Origin of the sequence: uncultured Clostridium sp. (assembly GCF_963527835.1) — a bacterium.
Classification (GTDB): Bacteria; Bacillota; Clostridia; order Clostridiales; family Clostridiaceae; genus Clostridium.
The window spans coordinates 52,328-69,088 of sequence record NZ_CAURTC010000015.1; the positions used below are offsets into that span (position 1 = coordinate 52,328).

18 protein-coding genes and 1 pseudogene are annotated in these 16,761 nt (G+C 28.8%); 2 read left to right on the forward strand and 17 right to left on the reverse strand.

Annotated elements, in window-relative coordinates; genetic code table 11:
* Positions 1-19: 19 nt before the first annotated feature.
* The 12 genes and pseudogenes from RYM86_RS09190 to RYM86_RS09245 all read right to left on the reverse strand — a co-directional run bounded on the left by RYM86_RS09190 (position 20) and on the right by RYM86_RS09245 (position 9,368).
* Positions 20-1,207: a VanZ family protein gene (locus RYM86_RS09190; protein ID WP_315079839.1), complete on the reverse strand. Its 1,188-nt coding sequence runs from the start codon at positions 1,205-1,207 to the stop codon at positions 20-22.
* A gap of 532 nt (positions 1,208-1,739) precedes the next feature.
* Positions 1,740-2,135 carry an MFS transporter gene (locus RYM86_RS09195; RefSeq protein WP_315079842.1) on the reverse strand — a complete coding sequence of 132 codons (396 nt, stop codon included), beginning with the start codon at positions 2,133-2,135 and terminating at the stop codon, positions 1,740-1,742.
* Complete coding sequence (locus RYM86_RS09200; RefSeq protein ID WP_315079843.1) at positions 2,132-2,359, reverse strand: hypothetical protein; 228 nt, start codon at positions 2,357-2,359, stop codon at positions 2,132-2,134. The genes RYM86_RS09195 and RYM86_RS09200 overlap by 4 nt, the downstream gene beginning before the upstream one ends.
* 248 nt (positions 2,360-2,607) lie before the next feature.
* A complete protein-coding gene (locus RYM86_RS09205; RefSeq protein WP_315079846.1) occupies positions 2,608-3,543 on the reverse strand; it encodes a nucleoside hydrolase in 936 nt (311 codons plus the stop codon).
* Between the two features lie 2 nt (positions 3,544-3,545).
* Positions 3,546-4,340, reverse strand: coding sequence for an ABC transporter ATP-binding protein (locus RYM86_RS09210; protein WP_315079849.1), 795 nt, complete (start codon positions 4,338-4,340; stop codon positions 3,546-3,548).
* A 1-nt stretch (position 4,341) separates the two neighbouring features.
* Complete coding sequence (locus tag RYM86_RS09215) at positions 4,342-5,190, reverse strand: ABC transporter ATP-binding protein (protein ID WP_315079852.1); 849 nt, start codon at positions 5,188-5,190, stop codon at positions 4,342-4,344.
* Positions 5,190-5,927: an energy-coupling factor transporter transmembrane component T gene (locus tag RYM86_RS09220; protein ID WP_315079855.1), complete on the reverse strand. Its 738-nt coding sequence runs from the start codon at positions 5,925-5,927 to the stop codon at positions 5,190-5,192. The genes RYM86_RS09215 and RYM86_RS09220 overlap by 1 nt, the downstream gene beginning before the upstream one ends.
* A complete protein-coding gene (locus RYM86_RS09225) occupies positions 5,920-6,531 on the reverse strand; it encodes a hypothetical protein (protein ID WP_315079857.1) in 612 nt (203 codons plus the stop codon). Before RYM86_RS09225 ends, RYM86_RS09220 begins: the two co-directional genes overlap by 8 nt.
* Before the next feature lie 227 nt (positions 6,532-6,758).
* A pseudogene (locus RYM86_RS09230) lies at positions 6,759-7,070 on the reverse strand (ribokinase); the annotation flags it as partial.
* Positions 7,071-7,518: 448 nt separating this feature from the next.
* Positions 7,519-8,223, reverse strand: a complete 705-nt coding sequence (locus tag RYM86_RS09235; RefSeq protein WP_315079858.1) for a Crp/Fnr family transcriptional regulator — start codon at positions 8,221-8,223, stop codon at positions 7,519-7,521.
* Positions 8,224-8,309: 86 nt separating this feature from the next.
* Entirely contained in the window at positions 8,310-8,477 is a 168-nt protein-coding gene (locus RYM86_RS09240; RefSeq protein WP_315079860.1) for a hypothetical protein, read from the reverse strand.
* Between the two features lie 96 nt (positions 8,478-8,573).
* Positions 8,574-9,368 (reverse strand): HAD family hydrolase, encoded by a 795-nt coding sequence (locus tag RYM86_RS09245; RefSeq protein ID WP_315079862.1) that lies wholly within the window; start codon positions 9,366-9,368, stop codon positions 8,574-8,576.
* 121 nt (positions 9,369-9,489) lie between these two features.
* Here RYM86_RS09245 and RYM86_RS09250 point away from each other — a divergent pair, with 121 nt between their 5' ends.
* Entirely contained in the window at positions 9,490-10,254 is a 765-nt protein-coding gene (locus tag RYM86_RS09250; protein WP_315079863.1) for a DeoR/GlpR family DNA-binding transcription regulator, read from the forward strand.
* A 152-nt stretch (positions 10,255-10,406) separates the two neighbouring features.
* On the opposite strand, the gene RYM86_RS09255 is transcribed toward RYM86_RS09250, so the two are convergent.
* The gene (locus tag RYM86_RS09255) at positions 10,407-11,384 is read right to left on the reverse strand and encodes a diaminopimelate dehydrogenase (protein WP_315079865.1); all 978 of its coding nucleotides are present in this window, start codon (positions 11,382-11,384) and stop codon (positions 10,407-10,409) included.
* Positions 11,385-11,902: 518 nt separating this feature from the next.
* Between RYM86_RS09255 and RYM86_RS09260 the strand changes: the two genes are divergently transcribed.
* Positions 11,903-12,994: a PfkB family carbohydrate kinase gene (locus tag RYM86_RS09260; protein WP_315079866.1), complete on the forward strand. Its 1,092-nt coding sequence runs from the start codon at positions 11,903-11,905 to the stop codon at positions 12,992-12,994.
* 52 nt (positions 12,995-13,046) lie between these two features.
* Here RYM86_RS09260 and RYM86_RS09265 read toward each other — a convergent pair whose 3' ends face one another.
* The 4 genes from RYM86_RS09265 to RYM86_RS09280 all read right to left on the reverse strand — a co-directional run bounded on the left by RYM86_RS09265 (position 13,047) and on the right by RYM86_RS09280 (position 16,534).
* Positions 13,047-13,739, reverse strand: coding sequence for a phosphoribosylanthranilate isomerase (locus RYM86_RS09265; protein WP_315079867.1), 693 nt, complete (start codon positions 13,737-13,739; stop codon positions 13,047-13,049).
* Positions 13,740-13,743: 4 nt separating this feature from the next.
* Entirely contained in the window at positions 13,744-14,688 is a 945-nt protein-coding gene (locus RYM86_RS09270) for a carbohydrate kinase family protein (RefSeq protein WP_315079869.1), read from the reverse strand.
* A 293-nt stretch (positions 14,689-14,981) separates the two neighbouring features.
* On the reverse strand, positions 14,982-15,914 hold the full coding sequence (locus RYM86_RS09275; RefSeq protein ID WP_315079871.1) for a hypothetical protein: 933 nt from the start codon (positions 15,912-15,914) through the stop codon (positions 14,982-14,984).
* Between the two features lie 35 nt (positions 15,915-15,949).
* Positions 15,950-16,534: a sigma-70 family RNA polymerase sigma factor gene (locus RYM86_RS09280; RefSeq protein ID WP_315079872.1), complete on the reverse strand. Its 585-nt coding sequence runs from the start codon at positions 16,532-16,534 to the stop codon at positions 15,950-15,952.
* Between the last annotated feature and the right edge of the window lie 227 nt (positions 16,535-16,761).

Consider the following 16,761-nt stretch of genomic DNA (forward strand, 5'->3'; position numbering starts at 1 on the left):
ATAGAGCATCATTGATGCTCTATTTAAATCTAACTTGAAATGTATTAGTCGCAAATTTCATATCATTATACTTATTTCCGTTTTTATCAAAGAATTCAATCTTTAAATCCTTACTTTCCAAACCATTATAAATATTATGAATACCTTTATTTTCTAAAGTTTCAAAACTAGGAAATGCTATAAGAAAGTACTCATTTGATTTTATTTCTTCGCTATAACTCTTACCATTAAATATTATCTCAACCTTGCTTGCATCCTTATTCTTACCAAATGCCAAAACCGACATTGTAACATTTTGTTCTGTAATGTCATCATAAATAATTCCAATACTATAATCACCATCAACTTTAAGATATTGACCCGTACAGTTTCTAATATCAAGCCACCTGTTATTCAAAACTTTTTGTACAGCTTTTAATTCTACATAATCCCCTTCTTCTTTAAGGAAAATCTTATATCCTAAAATTTCTTTTACTGCTTGAAACTCTGTATTACTATTATATTGGAAAACTGAGTTTGCAATCTCCTCATCTGAAGTATTTGATGACATTGTTGAATTATATACAGTTATAATGCTAAAAAGTGAAACTATTACAAACATAATACTTACTGGTTTAATAATAAGAGTTACTAAATTTCCGTCAAAGGTGCTTGTTACACTTCTTGGTAAATATTTCAGTTTAGTTTTCTTTATAATCCTATAAAATACATTAAAGATTAAAAATCCTAATGCTGCACCTAAAGTATTAAATATTATGTCATCAACGTCAGTTATATTAGATGACGTAAGTAACTGAATTAATTCTATGGTTAGTGATGTTATAAATCCATATAGAGCTATATTTAAAACACTATTTTTCTTTTTAAATAATAAAGGAATGAAAAATCCTAATGGTAAAAACAATACTATGTTACCAACTACATTATAAAGCGTATTTCCTATACCCATGTAATTATTTTGGAACATCTTTATTGTTTCTACTAAAGGTATGTAATTAATACTTCGTTTATCTTCAAAACTTATTTGTAACACTGAACCTTTGCATATTGTTAAATTAATTAATATCAGAAAATATATAAAAAATACGTTTATAAATATTTCTCTCATTACATTTTTCTCTTTACTTTTCTTTATTACTGATATTCTATATATTGTCCAAATTACTATTAAAATTGATACAATAAGTATATATGGTATTCTTATCACTTAATTTCCTCCTTGGTATTAGTATATTTTTTTCATTTATATTTTAACATTAATTATTTAATATATATTAACTTAATTCTTAAGTTTTTCTTACATTATCCTAATTTAAATGTGATAAACTCATTGAAAACAGCCACTATAACGAGAAAACCCACATGAGAATCTTAATGTGATTCATATGTGGTTTCACCCTTATTTAGCTCTTTTTGCACCTTAAAATTGAACCCATTATTATCATGTAGTATCCTTAAAAGTTCTCCTAATCGCATCTTTAAACTAGGATATTTTTCTTTTACAACTGATAGCATTTATCTAAATTGGTCTATTCATACTATCTCATAATTATTAATATACTAAACTTTCACCTTAGGTTAAAGTCAATTATAAATATATTAATTAATTTATCATTCTAACTTACAATACGGCATTTTACTTATAAAAATAGCCCTAAGTAAGTAATATAAATACCTAAGGCTATAAACCTCACTTATTTATGATACGGTTCACTCTAACACATTCTAGTTTTCTAACTTTAATCCCTTAACTCCAAATCAGCATTTTCAAATAATACCTTCATGAAATCAATCTTAGGTTTTGTAACAGTTGATACATTAACTAAATAAATTGAACCTAAAATCATAGCTAAAATTATAATTGGAATTAATATTATAAATAGTGCATGCCAACTAAAAAATTGCAATACAATTCCTGCAACTGTTGGTCCAAGATCTGGTCCAAGACAAAGTGTAGCACCACATAGTCCCATTACTGAACCACGATTTTGTGATGATGTTACTACTAACACTGTATTCATCATAATTGGAATCATCATTCCAGTTCCTCCCGCTTGTAAAATTCTTGATATAAGTAACATTACAAATGATTCCGAACAAGCTGCACATATTGTTCCAACTAAAAATATTGTCATAGCTGCTTTGTTTCAAATGTTTGAACTAAAAAAGCTGTAATTGGTACTAGAACTGTTATAACTATCCTATATGCAGTAATTATCCATTGTATTGTTCCCGCTGTAACATTCATTTCCACCATTAGAGGCGATAAAACAACATTCAATATAGTTTCATTAAATACTGCTATTATTGCTTTTACATTAATTCCTGTTATAAAGTTTGTTGTTTTTCTTGCTTCCATTAAATTTCTTTTCCTCCTAATTATTAAAATATCCATTATATATTTTGACTACAAAAAATACGTTGTATCGACGACAAGTGGTATGACTGTCGGTACAACGCATTGCTCTCATAGTATATCACAATTTTTTTCATTGATGTAATACCATAATTTTATTTTATTTTCTAAAGTATAATCAGATTTAGCCCATTTACATGTAGCATGAATCTCACCTACCTCTATCTTAATTATACACAAAATATATGTAATTATATCACTTTAGAATCCAATTTTTCTAAGGTATCTAATAATAATTTCACAAATTTTTCTCTATTTACTTCTAATAACACAAGCGCATTAGGAGCTGCTGCTGGAATACGTCTTTTGTCTGCAAAAGTTAGGCCTCTGCTTTTTCCATAATCCGTAACAATATCAACATAGTACTTTTTTCCTGCAAATATACCAGCATCAAGTAAATATGCAACAGCACATAAATCGTGTATTGGACTATTAATAAACCCAAACTGCTGACCGGATTTATTATAGAAAGATAACAATTCATAAGCTAAATGACTGACTTTTCCCTTATCTTTCAATCGTTCAATTTCCTCAACTGTAATTTCTGCCTTTTCTGTAACATCTAATCCTGCCATTATAATAGGTATCTCTGAATGAAAAACTATATTAGCAGCCTCTGGATCTACGTAGATATTGAATTCAGCAATCTCAGAACAATTACCATGATCTAAGCCTCCTCCCATTAAGCTTATACATTCAATTTTCTGCTTAACTTCCGGAAAAGTTCTTATTAGTAATGCTATGTTTGTCAATGGTCCCAACGCTACGATAGTAACTTTATCTTCGCTCTCCATTATCTTATTGTACATAAATACAACCGCATTTTCTGAACTTATAGGATAATCATTATCACTAAAATATGGACCATCCATACCACTGTCTCCATGCGCTTCTGGAGCTGTTTTCAGTTCTTTTACTAATGGATAGCTCTGCCCCATCGCTAACGGCACAGTTGCTTTAATAAAACCTAACACATTCTTTGCATTTTTTGTTACTCTCTCCAACGTCTGATTCCCACCAATTGTTGAAACTCCAAGCACATTTAATTTTTCTTCATTTGCTAAAGCTACTAAAAGTGCTAATGCATCATCATGTCCTGGATCACAGTCTATTAATATATTTTGCATACCTATACCTCTTTCCCAATTAACTCATCTATTGTTAATGCATTTTTATATCCCATCAATTTAGCTAGCTGACAAATGTATGGTTGTTTTAAATTACTTAATTGTAAAAGTTCTTCATTCCAAAAAATATTTTTTGGATGCTCGTCTGTCCTTTTTCTTTTATCAGCCATTACTATTACACGTTTAAACTGTTTCACTACAAACTCCATGTCATGTGTAATTGTAATAACTGTTTTGCTTTTTCCAGCTAATTCATCAATAATCTTTCCTAGTAATTCTGTAGATTCACTATCCTGACCAGCTGTTGGTTCGTCCAAAATTATAACTTGAGGATCCATTGCTATTATTGCAGCAATAGTAATAAACTTTCTTTTTGAATAAGGCAGATTATATGGATGCTCATCCAATTCATTTGATAATCCACATAATTCTACTGCATTACTTACTCTTTTTTTAACTTCTTCTTTTGAAAGCTTTTGTTTTAAAGGTCCGTATGCAATTTCCTTATAAATTGTGTCTTGAAATATTTGATCATCTGGATTTTGAAAAACATATCCAACTTTTTGAGCTATGGTTGCAGTTGTGTTTTGTTTCGTAGAAAGTCCATCAACGATTACTTCTCCTGATGTTGGATTTAATAGACCATTCATTAATTTTACTGTTGTAGTTTTTCCAGCACCATTCTGTCCTATAATTGCTACAGACTCTCCCAATTCAAACTGCATATTTACATTTTCGATAGCCTTGTGTCCATTCGAATAAACATAACTTACATTTTTTAATTCAAGATATGCCATTTTACTTTACACCTCTCTTTTCAAGATACTCATATGCTTCTTCTACTGTTAATGGAATAAAATCAAAATCCTCTCCTCTTTTTATACGTTCAATAAAATACAATACTACTTGTGGCAACTGTCCCCCATATTCTAATACTTTTGTATTGGTTAATATTTCTCGTACAGTCCCATTCATAACTAGCTTTCCATTGTTCATCAAGAGAATATTATCACAATATGAAGCTATTAAATCAATTTTATGTTCCACTAAAATAATTGTTTTCCCTTTATTTTTCATAAATTGAATAATTTCAAAGATATCCTCTGTGCCTTTTGGATCCAGCTGTGATGTAGGCTCATCCATAATAATAATTTCTGGATCTAATGCAAGCATAGATGCAAGAGCTACTCTTTGCTTTTGACCTCCTGACAATTCATACGGATTTTTATCTACTAATTTCTCAAGATTAAACAATTTAATCAACTCATTTACTCTATCTATCATTTTGTCTCGTGGAACTCCTATATTCTCCATTCCATAAGCAATTTCTTCATACACAGTATCTTTAACTCCTGAAATCTGAGTAAATGGATTCTGAAAAGAATATCCAATAATTGTTGAAAGATCTCCCATAGAATATTCTTCTATTTTCTTCCCGTGAATTAATACTTCTCCTTTTAATTTTCCACGATACAATTCGGGTATAAATCCACGGATAATATTACATAAACTTGTTTTTCCTGATTCATTAGCTCCAATTAATCCATATACTTTTCCTTTTTTAATATCTAATGATACATTTTTTATCACTTCACGATCTTCCAAAGGATATTGATAACTTATATTTTTTAAAGAAACTATATTCATTATATGAACCTCCTTACAAAATATCCGATAAATACTGCAAATAATAATATATCTAATATATAATCTAATTTACTTTTTTTAATTGTATAAATTGATGTTTTTCTTACATTTGATGAAAATGCTCTCGACTCAAGTGCTAAAACTCTTTCTTCTGTTTGTTGAATAGAAGATAAAACTAATGGTCCAATCATAGGAATAAATGCTTTTGCCCTTATTAAGATGTCACCTTCAGTTTCAATTCCCCTAGATTTTTGAGCATCTGTAATTGTTTTTGATAATGATGTCATTTGTGGAACAAGTTGAATAGTAGATGCAATTATGAAAGTAACCTTTCTTGGAGCTCCTATTCTCTCTAAAGCAAAAATAATATCTTTAATACTAGTAACTTGAAAAAACCATATAATACTAGAACTGATTGCTATAATTTTAGATGTCATATTTAAACTATCATTTAAACCAGTACTAGAAAAATGAATAAATCCTACTAATTGTATTGAATCTGAATTTGGCACAATATATGTCTGAATAATAAAAAGGAATAACACAATAATAAAAATAGATTTAAAAAATACACTTAAAAATCCTTTAAGACTATTTGATAATAAACTAACAATAAGTATAAATAGCAATACTAAATATTGAAACTTATATCCTGGAACAAAAATACTTAAAATAATTAATATCAATAAAAACAAAAATTTTGTAGATGGATATAATTTCACAACCCAATTATTCATAAGTTTTTACCCCCTTTTTCTTTATATAAGGCAATCCATAATTTAACTTTACTAAAAACCTATCTGGTATTCTCCTAACTATTATCCAACTAATTCCAACATTAATAATTGTGTTAATAGTTCCTGAAATAAGATTAGTAGAAATAACAGATTTCCATAATGCATTCCCTGTAGCAAGAAATGCTGTTGTAATAAAATCTGTACCAGCACCAGTGACCCCACCAAACAAAAATACAGTAACAACTGCTGCTGACGTTGCTGAAATAATTGATAGTAAAACGCATGCAATAATAATTCCTGTTAAGTTTGTATACATCTTCCATTTAGAAAAATATCCAGAAGCGCATCCAATACACATAGAAACAATACTAAAAGCAAATGATAGTGGATTTAACATTCCATTTACTGCATTTCCCAAAAAACCTGTTAATAGTCCAACCCAAGGACCTGCAATCATGGAAACCATAACTGTTCCTATCTGATCAACAAATATAGGTAATTTTAAAATAGTTGACATTTGATATCCTACTACACTAAGTGATACACCTACTGGAATTAGCAATAATGCTAATAACGAAAAATCATATTTAATACCTCTTTTCATTTTCTGCTCCTTTCATATAAACACATTTTTATTTTAAACATTAAGTAATTAATTAAAGGATTCCCCCTTTACTTCAGTAATATTAGATATTGACTCTGCTGCTCCATTCCTGGATACTGCTATTGCTGCTGCTTTAGCTACCATGTCAAGAGCCGCTTTTATTTCATTGTTTGTAATCCCTGCAAAAAAGAATCCTGTAAAAGTATCTCCAGCTACAGTAGTATCAACTACCTGAGCTTTATAACCTTTTTTAAATCACATGCTGATAAATTATTATTATATGGTGAAGAATTTAGAGCTATTTTCATACCCTTTTTATAAGCTTCATCAATAATATATGGCAACTCATTAATCTCATTTTTTAAAATTAATAAATCGTTTTCATTGAAATAATTTAATACATTGCTTATATGTTCTCTCTCCTGCATTTGATTTGTTCCACCAAAAAGTAAAATATTGTTTTGACCTTTTTTATCAACTTGTATAATTGTATTTCCACTTTTGTTTTCACATATATCAACAAAGTCAGTATTAACACCGTATTTTTTACATTGTTATAATAATATTTTGCCATCATTTCCGATTTTGCCAGCTATAAAAGTATTCATTTCTACTTTTGATAATGCAATAGACTGATGTCGCATTGCACAAGTAATAATATTATATTTTATTCCAAGTTATTTTTTACCTTATTGTTTTGCATACTTAGAATCTGTACATGCACCCATAGATATTACAACATCCATTAAATCTACATGTATACATTCCAGTAAACGCTAACATGTTGCATATTGTATTTACACATTGAATATTTTTCTTTTGCTTTTATTCATTATTGATATCTTTATTATATTAATAAATTGAATTTCTAGGAAAGGTCATATGTCCTTTCCTAGTTTCCAATATTTTAATCAATCGACTAGAAGGAATAGTGTTAATATAAAATAGTGAACATGATATCTAAACAAACAAAAAAGAAGCTGAATTCTAATAAATATTCAGCTTCTCTTCTATATTAATTAACATTGTTTGATATTGAGTCTCTGTAATGACTATTTTTTTATTATTTGACGAAATTTCTCCAGCATCTTTTAATTTTTTTATACTTCTTCCAACAGTTCGTATACTAATACCTATTTTATTTGCTATTTCTTGATATTCTCCATAAAAAATAACTCTTTCCCCTTCTTTTTTATGCTTATCATAATAATTAACAAGATAATATCTTACCCTGTTTAGTCCTTTCAAATAATATAAAATACCGTCATTTCCAGAACGCATATATAAATCATCTGCTAAGAGGACAGTACATCTTCTAAGCATCGTAATATCTGACATTATTAAATCATAAATATAATCTGCTTCAATCCTAATAGCTTTTACATCTGTTATACACATAATAGTTGCAATATACTGTTCTTTTCTTGCTAAAACTTCCAGCAAGCCAATATTTCCATTCTCTTTATCAATTTGAAAATACTCATACTCATTTCCATCTTCATAGTCACGAATTCCAATTGCAGTTCCAGAATAAATAAAATAAATATATTTAGGAAATTCTCCTCTTGATATAATCAAACTTTTAGGAGCAAAATCTAATAATACTCCTTGTTTTTTTACATCTTCAGGAAGATTTGATATATTAAAAGTTATTTCATGTTGATATTTTTCCCATGCTTTTTTTAACTCCATATTTTTATTCCTCACTACTTATATTTGTTTATAATAAATTTTAGCATGAATTTTCTGCTTCAACAATGCTAGAGTCATTTCTTTACTTATATAATTCTATTTAAATTTTTTAAAATAGACGTTCCAATTATATCTTTCGGCATTTCTACCTGAAAATTATCCGCAATAGATACTCCAACTACAGCAAATGTATTCTCTCTTTCTAACAATCCTGTTTTTTCCATAGATGGTGAATAATCAAGCAATGGAACCATTTCTCTTGCTATTTCACAATAATTTTAATTATTATTTATTTGAATAGCATTATAATAAATGATGTGAATTAGTTTTTGATGATTATGCTTCATTTCCTAACACACCACATACTTTTCTATTCCAATTGCTACCCCATCATTATGTACAGTATCAGTAACTTCTTTTGCATATTCCTTAACTTCATCACAAGCGTTTCCCATTGCTATTCCGCATCCAACTGTTGATAACATTTCTATATCATTTTTTCCATCTCCAAATGCATAGCTATTTTCAATAGGAATATCTAAATAGTCTAATGCTTTTAATATTCCAGTTGCTTTAGTGTTTTTCTTTGAATATAATTCAAAAGATTTCTCGTCTATGCTGCTAAAATAATCATACTCAGAATTACTTTTTACTAATGACAAGCATAATTTTGAAGCTTCCTTATCAATACATAGCATTTCTACTTTATGAACATTAATTTCTTCAATATTATAATCACTCTTTATATACCTTCTTGAAACACCTAAACTGTCATAAAAATTATAAAACTCTTTATAACATTCTTTCATATATGAGTAAAGTTCTCCTTCTAAAATATATTGGATATTATGTTTTTCAAATTCATATATTAGATTTTTTACAAACTCTCTATTAATAGGATCACTGTATATGGTGTTATTATCAATTATTACTTGAGCTCCATTTGCTAAAATAAAACCATCAAAGCCAAAATCTAATATAGCTTGGCTTAAAAATGCATATGGTCTACCTGATGCAATAAAAACATAATCTCCATTGGCTTGCAAAGAACGAATTCCCCTTTTAACTTTTAGCGTAATATCTAATAATCCATTAAAACAATCTAATAATGTTCCGTCTATATCTAAAAATATAATCTTTTTCATAAATCCATCCCCTTATTTCCTATTTGCTCTGATTTTATATCGTTTATTCTCATTTGTCAATTGAATTTATAGTTATTTTATATTAAAATGATAACAAATAATAATTTAAGGAGATACAGACATGTTTATAGAAGAACGTTATAAATATATTTTAGATTTACTAGAAAAAAGCGGAAAAGTTTTAGTTAAAGATTTAAGTAAAGAGTTTAATGTAAGTGAAAGTATGATTAGAAAAGACCTCCAAGCATTGGAGAAAAAGAATCTACTACAGCGTACTTATGGTGGGGCCATAAATATAAAACATTCTCTTGCTAGTTGTCAAGTTTTTAGTAAGCGTATAGTTGAGGATATCAATTTAAAAGAAGTTGTTGCACAAAAAGCTTTTAAACAAATAAATGAAAATGATACTATATTTTTAGATGCATCAACTATCTCATACATGATTGCAAAACTAATAGTAAAAAGTGATGTACCTATGACTTTAATCACAAACATGTTTGAAATATCATCATTAATTCCTGAAAACTCAAAAACACATTTTATTTTTATTGGTGGAGATTATAATGCATTTGTAGGTGGTAGCATCGGATCATACTCTATTGAACAAATAAAAAAATATCGTTGTAATAAAGCATTTTTAGGATGTAGCGGAATTGATCTTAGTGATGGTAGTATAAGTACTACACTTTCAGAAGATTCATGTACAAAGAAGGCTATTATAAGCATATCTAAAAAGTTATTTTTAGTAATGTTAAATGAAAAATTTAAAACAAATGCTAGTTTTATTTTCTCAAATGCAGTAGATTTTCATAGTATTATTACTGAAGCCTTACCAGATAAATCTATAATTAATTTGCTTGAAGAATATTATGTTACTTTAATATAATGTCTTGTTTTAATAAATAAGTTACATAAATAATAAAAGAGATAAATGAATAAGCTATTTTTTTCATTTATCTCTACTATTAATTTTATAAACTTAATTTACTGAATAATACTATAAATTAATGGTCTAGTAATTTTTAAGTGTTAAAAAATTTATAGTAATTCTTTTCTTAACTCTTCTGGTGATTTTGCTGAAAGATATGCTGGTGGAACATCAAATACTGTGCAAGCACCTGTTTTTCCTTCTTTAGCCATCTTAACAATTGCTCTAGCATATGCAACTAATACACTTGAAGTAAATTCTGGATTACTATCTAATGAAAGTGAAAATTCTATTTTTTCCTTATTTCCATTGCCTGTGACCCCTGTTCTTATAACAAAACCTCCATGTGGCATTCCTGAATGATTTTCCTTTAATTCTTCTTCACTTATAAAGTTAACTTCTGTATCATAATCTGAAAAATAATTAGGCATAGTCTTAATTTCATTCTCTACTTTTTCCTTGTCTGCACCATCTTCCAATACAACATAACAAACTCTTAAATGTTTTTCTCTAGTTGTAAGCTCTGGATTTTCACCAGTTCTAACTTTTGATAATGCTTCTTCCTTAGGAATTGTATATTGTTTTCCGTCTTTAACTCCATCTATTCTTCTTATAGCATCTGAGTGACCTTGACTTACTCCTTTACCCCAAAAAGTATAATCTTTTCCTTCTGGTAAAATTGCTTGTCCTATTAATCTATTTAATGAAAATAAACCTGGATCCCAGCCAACTGAAATTATACTTAAAGTTCCAGCAGATTTAGCAACCTTATCAATTCTTTCGAAATATTGTGGAATCTTTGCATGTGTATCAAAGCTATCTACAGTATTAAACATTTCTGAAATCTTAGGTCCTTGATCTGGTAAGTCAGTAGCTGATCCTCCGCAAAGTATCATAACATCAATTTTATCTTTATATTCTGCAATTTTTGAAATATGTATAGCACTTAAGCCATCTTCAATAGAAACTCCTTCTCTTCTTGTAAATACAGCTTCTAATTCTATGTCGTTATTTTGTTTAATTGCCCTTAATACTCCTTTTCCTAAATTTCCATATCCAATTACTCCAACTTTGATTTTATTGCTCATAAAATATAGCCCTCCATTTTTAATTTTAATTAATTACTATTTTACCATATTTTATTCGTATTATTTATTCAAAGTAACTGAAAAATATATCTTTTTATAACTATAAAGATATTGTTATTCTACTTTCCATTAATACTTTTATAAAATCCTAAATATTATCTATTAAAATTCATGCAGAAATACAAAATCCATATGTATCTTGTTTATAGAAACATAAATATAAGTCTTATGTATACATATAGTCATTGCACCAAAGAAATTCAATACCCTGTAGTTTACTAAAGAATAAATTTGCTTTTTCATATTTATCACCGATCTTAATATTTTTTAGTTTTACCGTTGGAATCATATCATATAATTCCAACGGTAAAACTAATATTTATTAAAACAAACATTAGTTTATTGAAGTTTGTTGATTTTCATTCTTATTTTATTTATAATAAACTTTATAAATGTCTAAACACCTAATTATTAGTTATTTTACAATTAATATTATTTATAATGAGATGGAGAATTATATGACGGAACGTGAGTTGGAAATTTTAAAAATAATTAAACAGAATCCATTAATTTCCCAATATGAGCTTGCAGATATTCTCGGGATTACTCGCTCTGGAACTGCCGCTCACATTCATAATTTAACAAGGAAAGGATACATAAAAGGAAAGGGCTATGTTTTAAGTGAGCCTAGTTTTATCACAGTAGTAGGTGGCGTTAATATAGATACTATTGGAACGTCAATGAGTAAACTAATACAAGATAATTCAAATCCTGGGAAAATAGTTCATTTACTAGGAGGAGCAGGAAGGAATATCGCACTCGCTCTAACAAAACTGGAAATTCCTAATTATTTTATTTCTGTATTCGGCGATGATCTAAATGGAGAAAAATTCTTAGATGATGCAAAAGAAAATAATATGGACATTCAATATTGTGAAAAAATTAAAGAAGAAGCCACATCATCATTCATCTCCATTAATGATTCAGCTGGAAATAGAATAGTTGGTATTGATGACATGGACATATATCATAATATTACGCCTGCGTTTATTGAAAAAAATTTAGACAGAATCAATCATTCAGACTATTGTATTGTTGACACAAATCTTCCTAAAGATACCATAGATTACATATATGAAAAAGTAACAGCTCCTCTTGTCGTTAAAACAGTATCTTTGAATAAAAGCTATCGACTAATTAATAACATACAAAAAATAGAAATTTTAATAATCACACCAAAAGAGCTATTTCAATTAGTTTCTGAATTGAATGAGACTTATACAAACATTAGCAATGCCATTGACCTCTTGCTGAATAAGGGTGTTAAAAATGTTCTCGTTTTTTCAGCAAGCAAATATCTGTTTTTTAAAAATCAAAGCAAAGAATATAAATTGAAGATTGCAACATCTTCAATTGTAAATACAAACGGAGCAAGTGCAACTCTAACTGGCACTTTAATCTGGGGACTTCAAAATAATATGAAATGGGAAGAAGCTTTAAAATATGCATATGTTGCAGCCATTAGTAGTATGGAAACACAAACTCCAGTAAACCCAAATTTATCTCAGGAATTATTAATGGAAAAAAAGAAATTTCTTTTCCCTAATTAAAACTATACTATTACTTTTCATAAATGATAATTTTTTACTAATAAATTTCATTTTATAAGCCTAATTCTTCAGCAATCTTATCTGCTCTTTCACAAAATTGTTTTACTTTTGGAATATCTTTTTCCATTACACCATCATTGTATTTATAGCTTGTCTTAGTTAAAGAGTCTACACCATAAGGTTTTACCTGTTTGATACATTCTTCTACATTGTCTGGTCCTAAGCCTCCTGCAATAATCACTGGTATATTTACAGATCTAACGATTTCTGAATCAATATTCCAATCGTGGGTCATACCACTTGCCCCGATGCCTGTATCCGCTGCAAGTCCTGAATCTGTTAAAATATAATCACAAAATTTTGCATATTCTTTTGCACGTTCTACAGCTTCAGGTCCATCCACAAGAACAGCCTGCATCAATTTAACACCTGGACATTCTTTACGTAATCTTTCAGCGAATGCTGCATCAGCTGTAAATTCCATGCCAGCAATATGCAAAATATCCGGTTTTACTCTGTTTGCAATAAAGATCATTTCATCAGGGTCTGTATTCAGCATGATAGCTACACATTTTACACCACGTTTTTTCGCCTCATTGAAGATACGATCCACAACATCAAACGGAACACGATGGGCTGGTACCCCTCCGCTCTGCATAGGTACCAATCCAATATGGTCTGCACCAGCATTAATAGTTGCGATACTTTCGTTGTAGTTTACTAAAGAATAGATTTGCTTTTTCATATTTTTACACCTCTTCTAAAAATTTTCTTAATCTTTCTATTACATTTTTAATGTTTAAATTTGGAGATACTGACTGTGCAACTTCTACTGTTAAGCTAGCTGCTGCCTGAGTCAACATCCCTACTCTTGTTAATGGTATTGTATTGCCATACTGAAAACGTGCCCATGTAATGGTTGCCATATTACAATCTCCAGCTCCATTTACACTAACTACATGTGTAGGAAAAATCGGTATACAATCTACTTCTCCTTCTCTTGAGCACAATATTCCATTTGCCCCTAAAGATATAAAGACATTCTTTACTCCTTTTTTATGCAAAACTTTGGCTGCTTCTTTGGCGCTTTCAATATCAAGAATTTTTACTCCTGATAAAGCACTTGCTTCTAATGCATTAGGCTTAAAAGTATCAATCTTATCTAAAATATTTTCAAATCTGTTTACTTTAGCAATAGAAACTGGATCTACAAAAATCGGTGCAGTACAATGGTTTGCAAGCCACTCCATAGATTCTTTTGGAATATTTCCATCAAGCACACAAATTGATGCTCCGTTAATGAAGTTTATACGTCTCTCCAAGAATTCCGGAGTAATATTTTCTGTAATTCTCATATCATTAACCGCTGTGACCATATCTCCATGGTCATCTGTAACATATAAATAAGTCGAGCTCCTGGTGTTAAGAATACATTGAGCATAATCTAAGTGAATATCATACTTTTTACACTCCTCAGCTAGAAATTCCCCAAAATAATCATCTCCATAGACTGTTACTAAATATGTGGGAACATCTAATTTTACTAAGTTTTGAGCAATATTCTGTCCTACTCCACCAACTGTCATCTTAATTTCTCCGATATTTGAATCTTTTTCCCTGTATAGATCTCCAGACAAGCCTGCTATGTCTAAATTCAGCCCTCCTATAACCACTACATAATTATCCGTTAGCATCTTGATACCCCCTTAACTTCTATGAACAAACTATAACACAAAGCTTTTATTTTTTAAACAAATATAAACAAATATAAATATTTGTTTATATAATTACATTTAGTACTAATCATATAGTAAATCTAATTTTAGAATATGTATGGAGATATTAAAGAAACTAAATAACTAATTTTTTAAGCAGATTTGCAAACAAAGTGATAAACTAATACATATAAATAAAAATGAGCATCAAAAAAGATACTCATTTTATTAATCATATGCTACTTTTTTATATTTTTATTTATATTTTTATTCTATGATTGCTTTAAAATCTTTATATAATCTTCTGCAAATTGTTTTGCTGCATCAACATGAGAAGAATCATTTCCAATATATAGGCAATATCTTACCCCATCATAATTCCATTCCATATCATAACGTTCATCTACGGCAGTTGGTTTATTTTCCAGATCAGTTACACCTTCACCTTCAGAATTCTCCTTCACATTATATTTAACACTTGTTCCTTGTGATATTCTACATTTAATATCATTAATATTTATTTCTTTTTCATCATCTTCAAGCTGTTTTGAAGAATTTTCACTATATTTAAATAGAGTCAGGTGAAATTTGTGTCCTTTATTATCTTCATATGTTGAGCTAGGCATTATAGTAAGCTCATAATCCTTACTAAGCTCATCAAAGGTTTGTTCATCATCTATGGCCTTTTTTAATTTATCACTTACCTCATCTGAATCTTTATATTTTACGTCATCAGCCATTATTACTACACCTGGTTCCATAACATAATCCTCTATTTTTTCATAGGAATAATTTCCTATTTTTTCAGGTAAATTAATTTTAAATCCACTTCTTCTTTCCATATCTTTCTTATTTTCATTTGTTATTGGTACACTACCAAAAGCAACTGGAACCTTTTCATCTTCTGACCTCTCTACAATATTACCAGATTCATCAGTTATAAATATTGTTCTAAAAACTTCCTGCGCAGCTGCTCTAACTTCTGGTGAAATTATAAAAACTCCAACAATAGAAAATGCTGCGCAACATGCAGTAATCAACGCTGCTCTCTTTATATTTTTTATTTTAAAATAACTCATGTTAGTCACTCCTTGTTCTTTTTTATTCCAAGTATCATTAAAAATATCTCTTGATGCTTTAATATTATTAGCACTATCATCCATAGCTGATTTTATTAAACTATCAAATTTATTATTCTTATTCATTCTAATACACTCCTTTATCTATATAGTTGACTACACTATATTTGTTTGCATTTAATTTCTAATAGATGATTTTGATTTTCAAAACAATCACCTAATTGCTTTTTTAAAGCACCTCTTGCATAGAATAAACGAGATTTCACTGTTGCTTTAAAGCATCCAGTTACTTTTGAAATTTCCTCTATTGACATATCATTAAAGTAATATAAAATAACAACAGTTTTTAAATTTTCACTTAAATTATTAATTGCACTTTTTACTATGTGCTTTGTTTCATAAGTATCAATTATATTTTCTTCATTTTGTTTTTCATTATAAAACAAGGCTTCATTCTCAGATGTTATATCAGTAGGAACTAGCATGGATTGTTTTTTAGACATTTTCCAGCCTGTGCGAACAAGAATTCTAAAAAACCATACTTTAAAAGCTTCAGGATCTTTAAGCTTGTCTATTTCCATAAAGCATTTCATATAAGTTTCCTGAAGAATGTCCTCTGCAATTCCCCTTTTTCCAGACAAAAAATAAGCAGTGGCCAATGCTTTCTTTTCTACTGTTTGCAAAAGTTCCTGAAATGCCGCTTTGTCTCCTAGCTTACAACGCCTTATCGTGTCTTGCATATCCAATTTTTACATCTCCTTTCTTTTTGCATTCTATAATATAAGAGCATAAATATCTCTTTTAGGTTTTGTTAATTTCTTATTTTTTTAAATATTTCTAAATTTTAGTTTTATAACATAAAAAATATCTTTATATTTGAATTATTTTTAGACTCTAGCCTTATTACAATTTTTAATCTTAATCGAGTAGGAGCTAAATAATTATTTTATTTAGCGTCCTCTCACACCACCGT

What these genes read in the sequence shown, in the direction of transcription:
- RYM86_RS09245 (WP_315079862.1), bottom strand. Translation starts at nt 9,368, where the DNA reads ATGAAAAAGATTATATTTTTAGATATAGACGGAACATTATTAGATTGT.
- RYM86_RS09220 (WP_315079855.1), bottom strand. Translation starts at nt 5,927, where the DNA reads ATGAATAATTGGGTTGTGAAATTATATCCATCTACAAAATTTTTGTTT.
- RYM86_RS09205 (WP_315079846.1), bottom strand. Translation starts at nt 3,543, where the DNA reads ATGCAAAATATATTAATAGACTGTGATCCAGGACATGATGATGCATTA.
- RYM86_RS09235 (WP_315079858.1), bottom strand. Translation starts at nt 8,223, where the DNA reads ATGGAGTTAAAAAAAGCATGGGAAAAATATCAACATGAAATAACTTTT.
- RYM86_RS09255 (WP_315079865.1), bottom strand. Translation starts at nt 11,384, where the DNA reads ATGAGCAATAAAATCAAAGTTGGAGTAATTGGATATGGAAATTTAGGA.
- RYM86_RS09240 (WP_315079860.1), bottom strand. Translation starts at nt 8,477, where the DNA reads ATGGTTCCATTGCTTGATTATTCACCATCTATGGAAAAAACAGGATTG.
- RYM86_RS09260 (WP_315079866.1), top strand. Translation starts at nt 11,903, where the DNA reads ATGACGGAACGTGAGTTGGAAATTTTAAAAATAATTAAACAGAATCCA.
- RYM86_RS09225 (WP_315079857.1), bottom strand. Translation starts at nt 6,531, where the DNA reads ATGAAAAGAGGTATTAAATATGATTTTTCGTTATTAGCATTATTGCTA.
- RYM86_RS09265 (WP_315079867.1), bottom strand. Translation starts at nt 13,739, where the DNA reads ATGAAAAAGCAAATCTATTCTTTAGTAAACTACAACGAAAGTATCGCA.
- RYM86_RS09215 (WP_315079852.1), bottom strand. Translation starts at nt 5,190, where the DNA reads ATGAATATAGTTTCTTTAAAAAATATAAGTTATCAATATCCTTTGGAA.
- RYM86_RS09275 (WP_315079871.1), bottom strand. Translation starts at nt 15,914, where the DNA reads ATGAATAAGAATAATAAATTTGATAGTTTAATAAAATCAGCTATGGAT.
- RYM86_RS09210 (WP_315079849.1), bottom strand. Translation starts at nt 4,340, where the DNA reads ATGGCATATCTTGAATTAAAAAATGTAAGTTATGTTTATTCGAATGGA.
- RYM86_RS09270 (WP_315079869.1), bottom strand. Translation starts at nt 14,688, where the DNA reads ATGCTAACGGATAATTATGTAGTGGTTATAGGAGGGCTGAATTTAGAC.
- RYM86_RS09200 (WP_315079843.1), bottom strand. Translation starts at nt 2,359, where the DNA reads ATGGAAGCAAGAAAAACAACAAACTTTATAACAGGAATTAATGTAAAA.
- RYM86_RS09195 (WP_315079842.1), bottom strand. Translation starts at nt 2,135, where the DNA reads ATGACAATATTTTTAGTTGGAACAATATGTGCAGCTTGTTCGGAATCA.
- RYM86_RS09250 (WP_315079863.1), top strand. Translation starts at nt 9,490, where the DNA reads ATGTTTATAGAAGAACGTTATAAATATATTTTAGATTTACTAGAAAAA.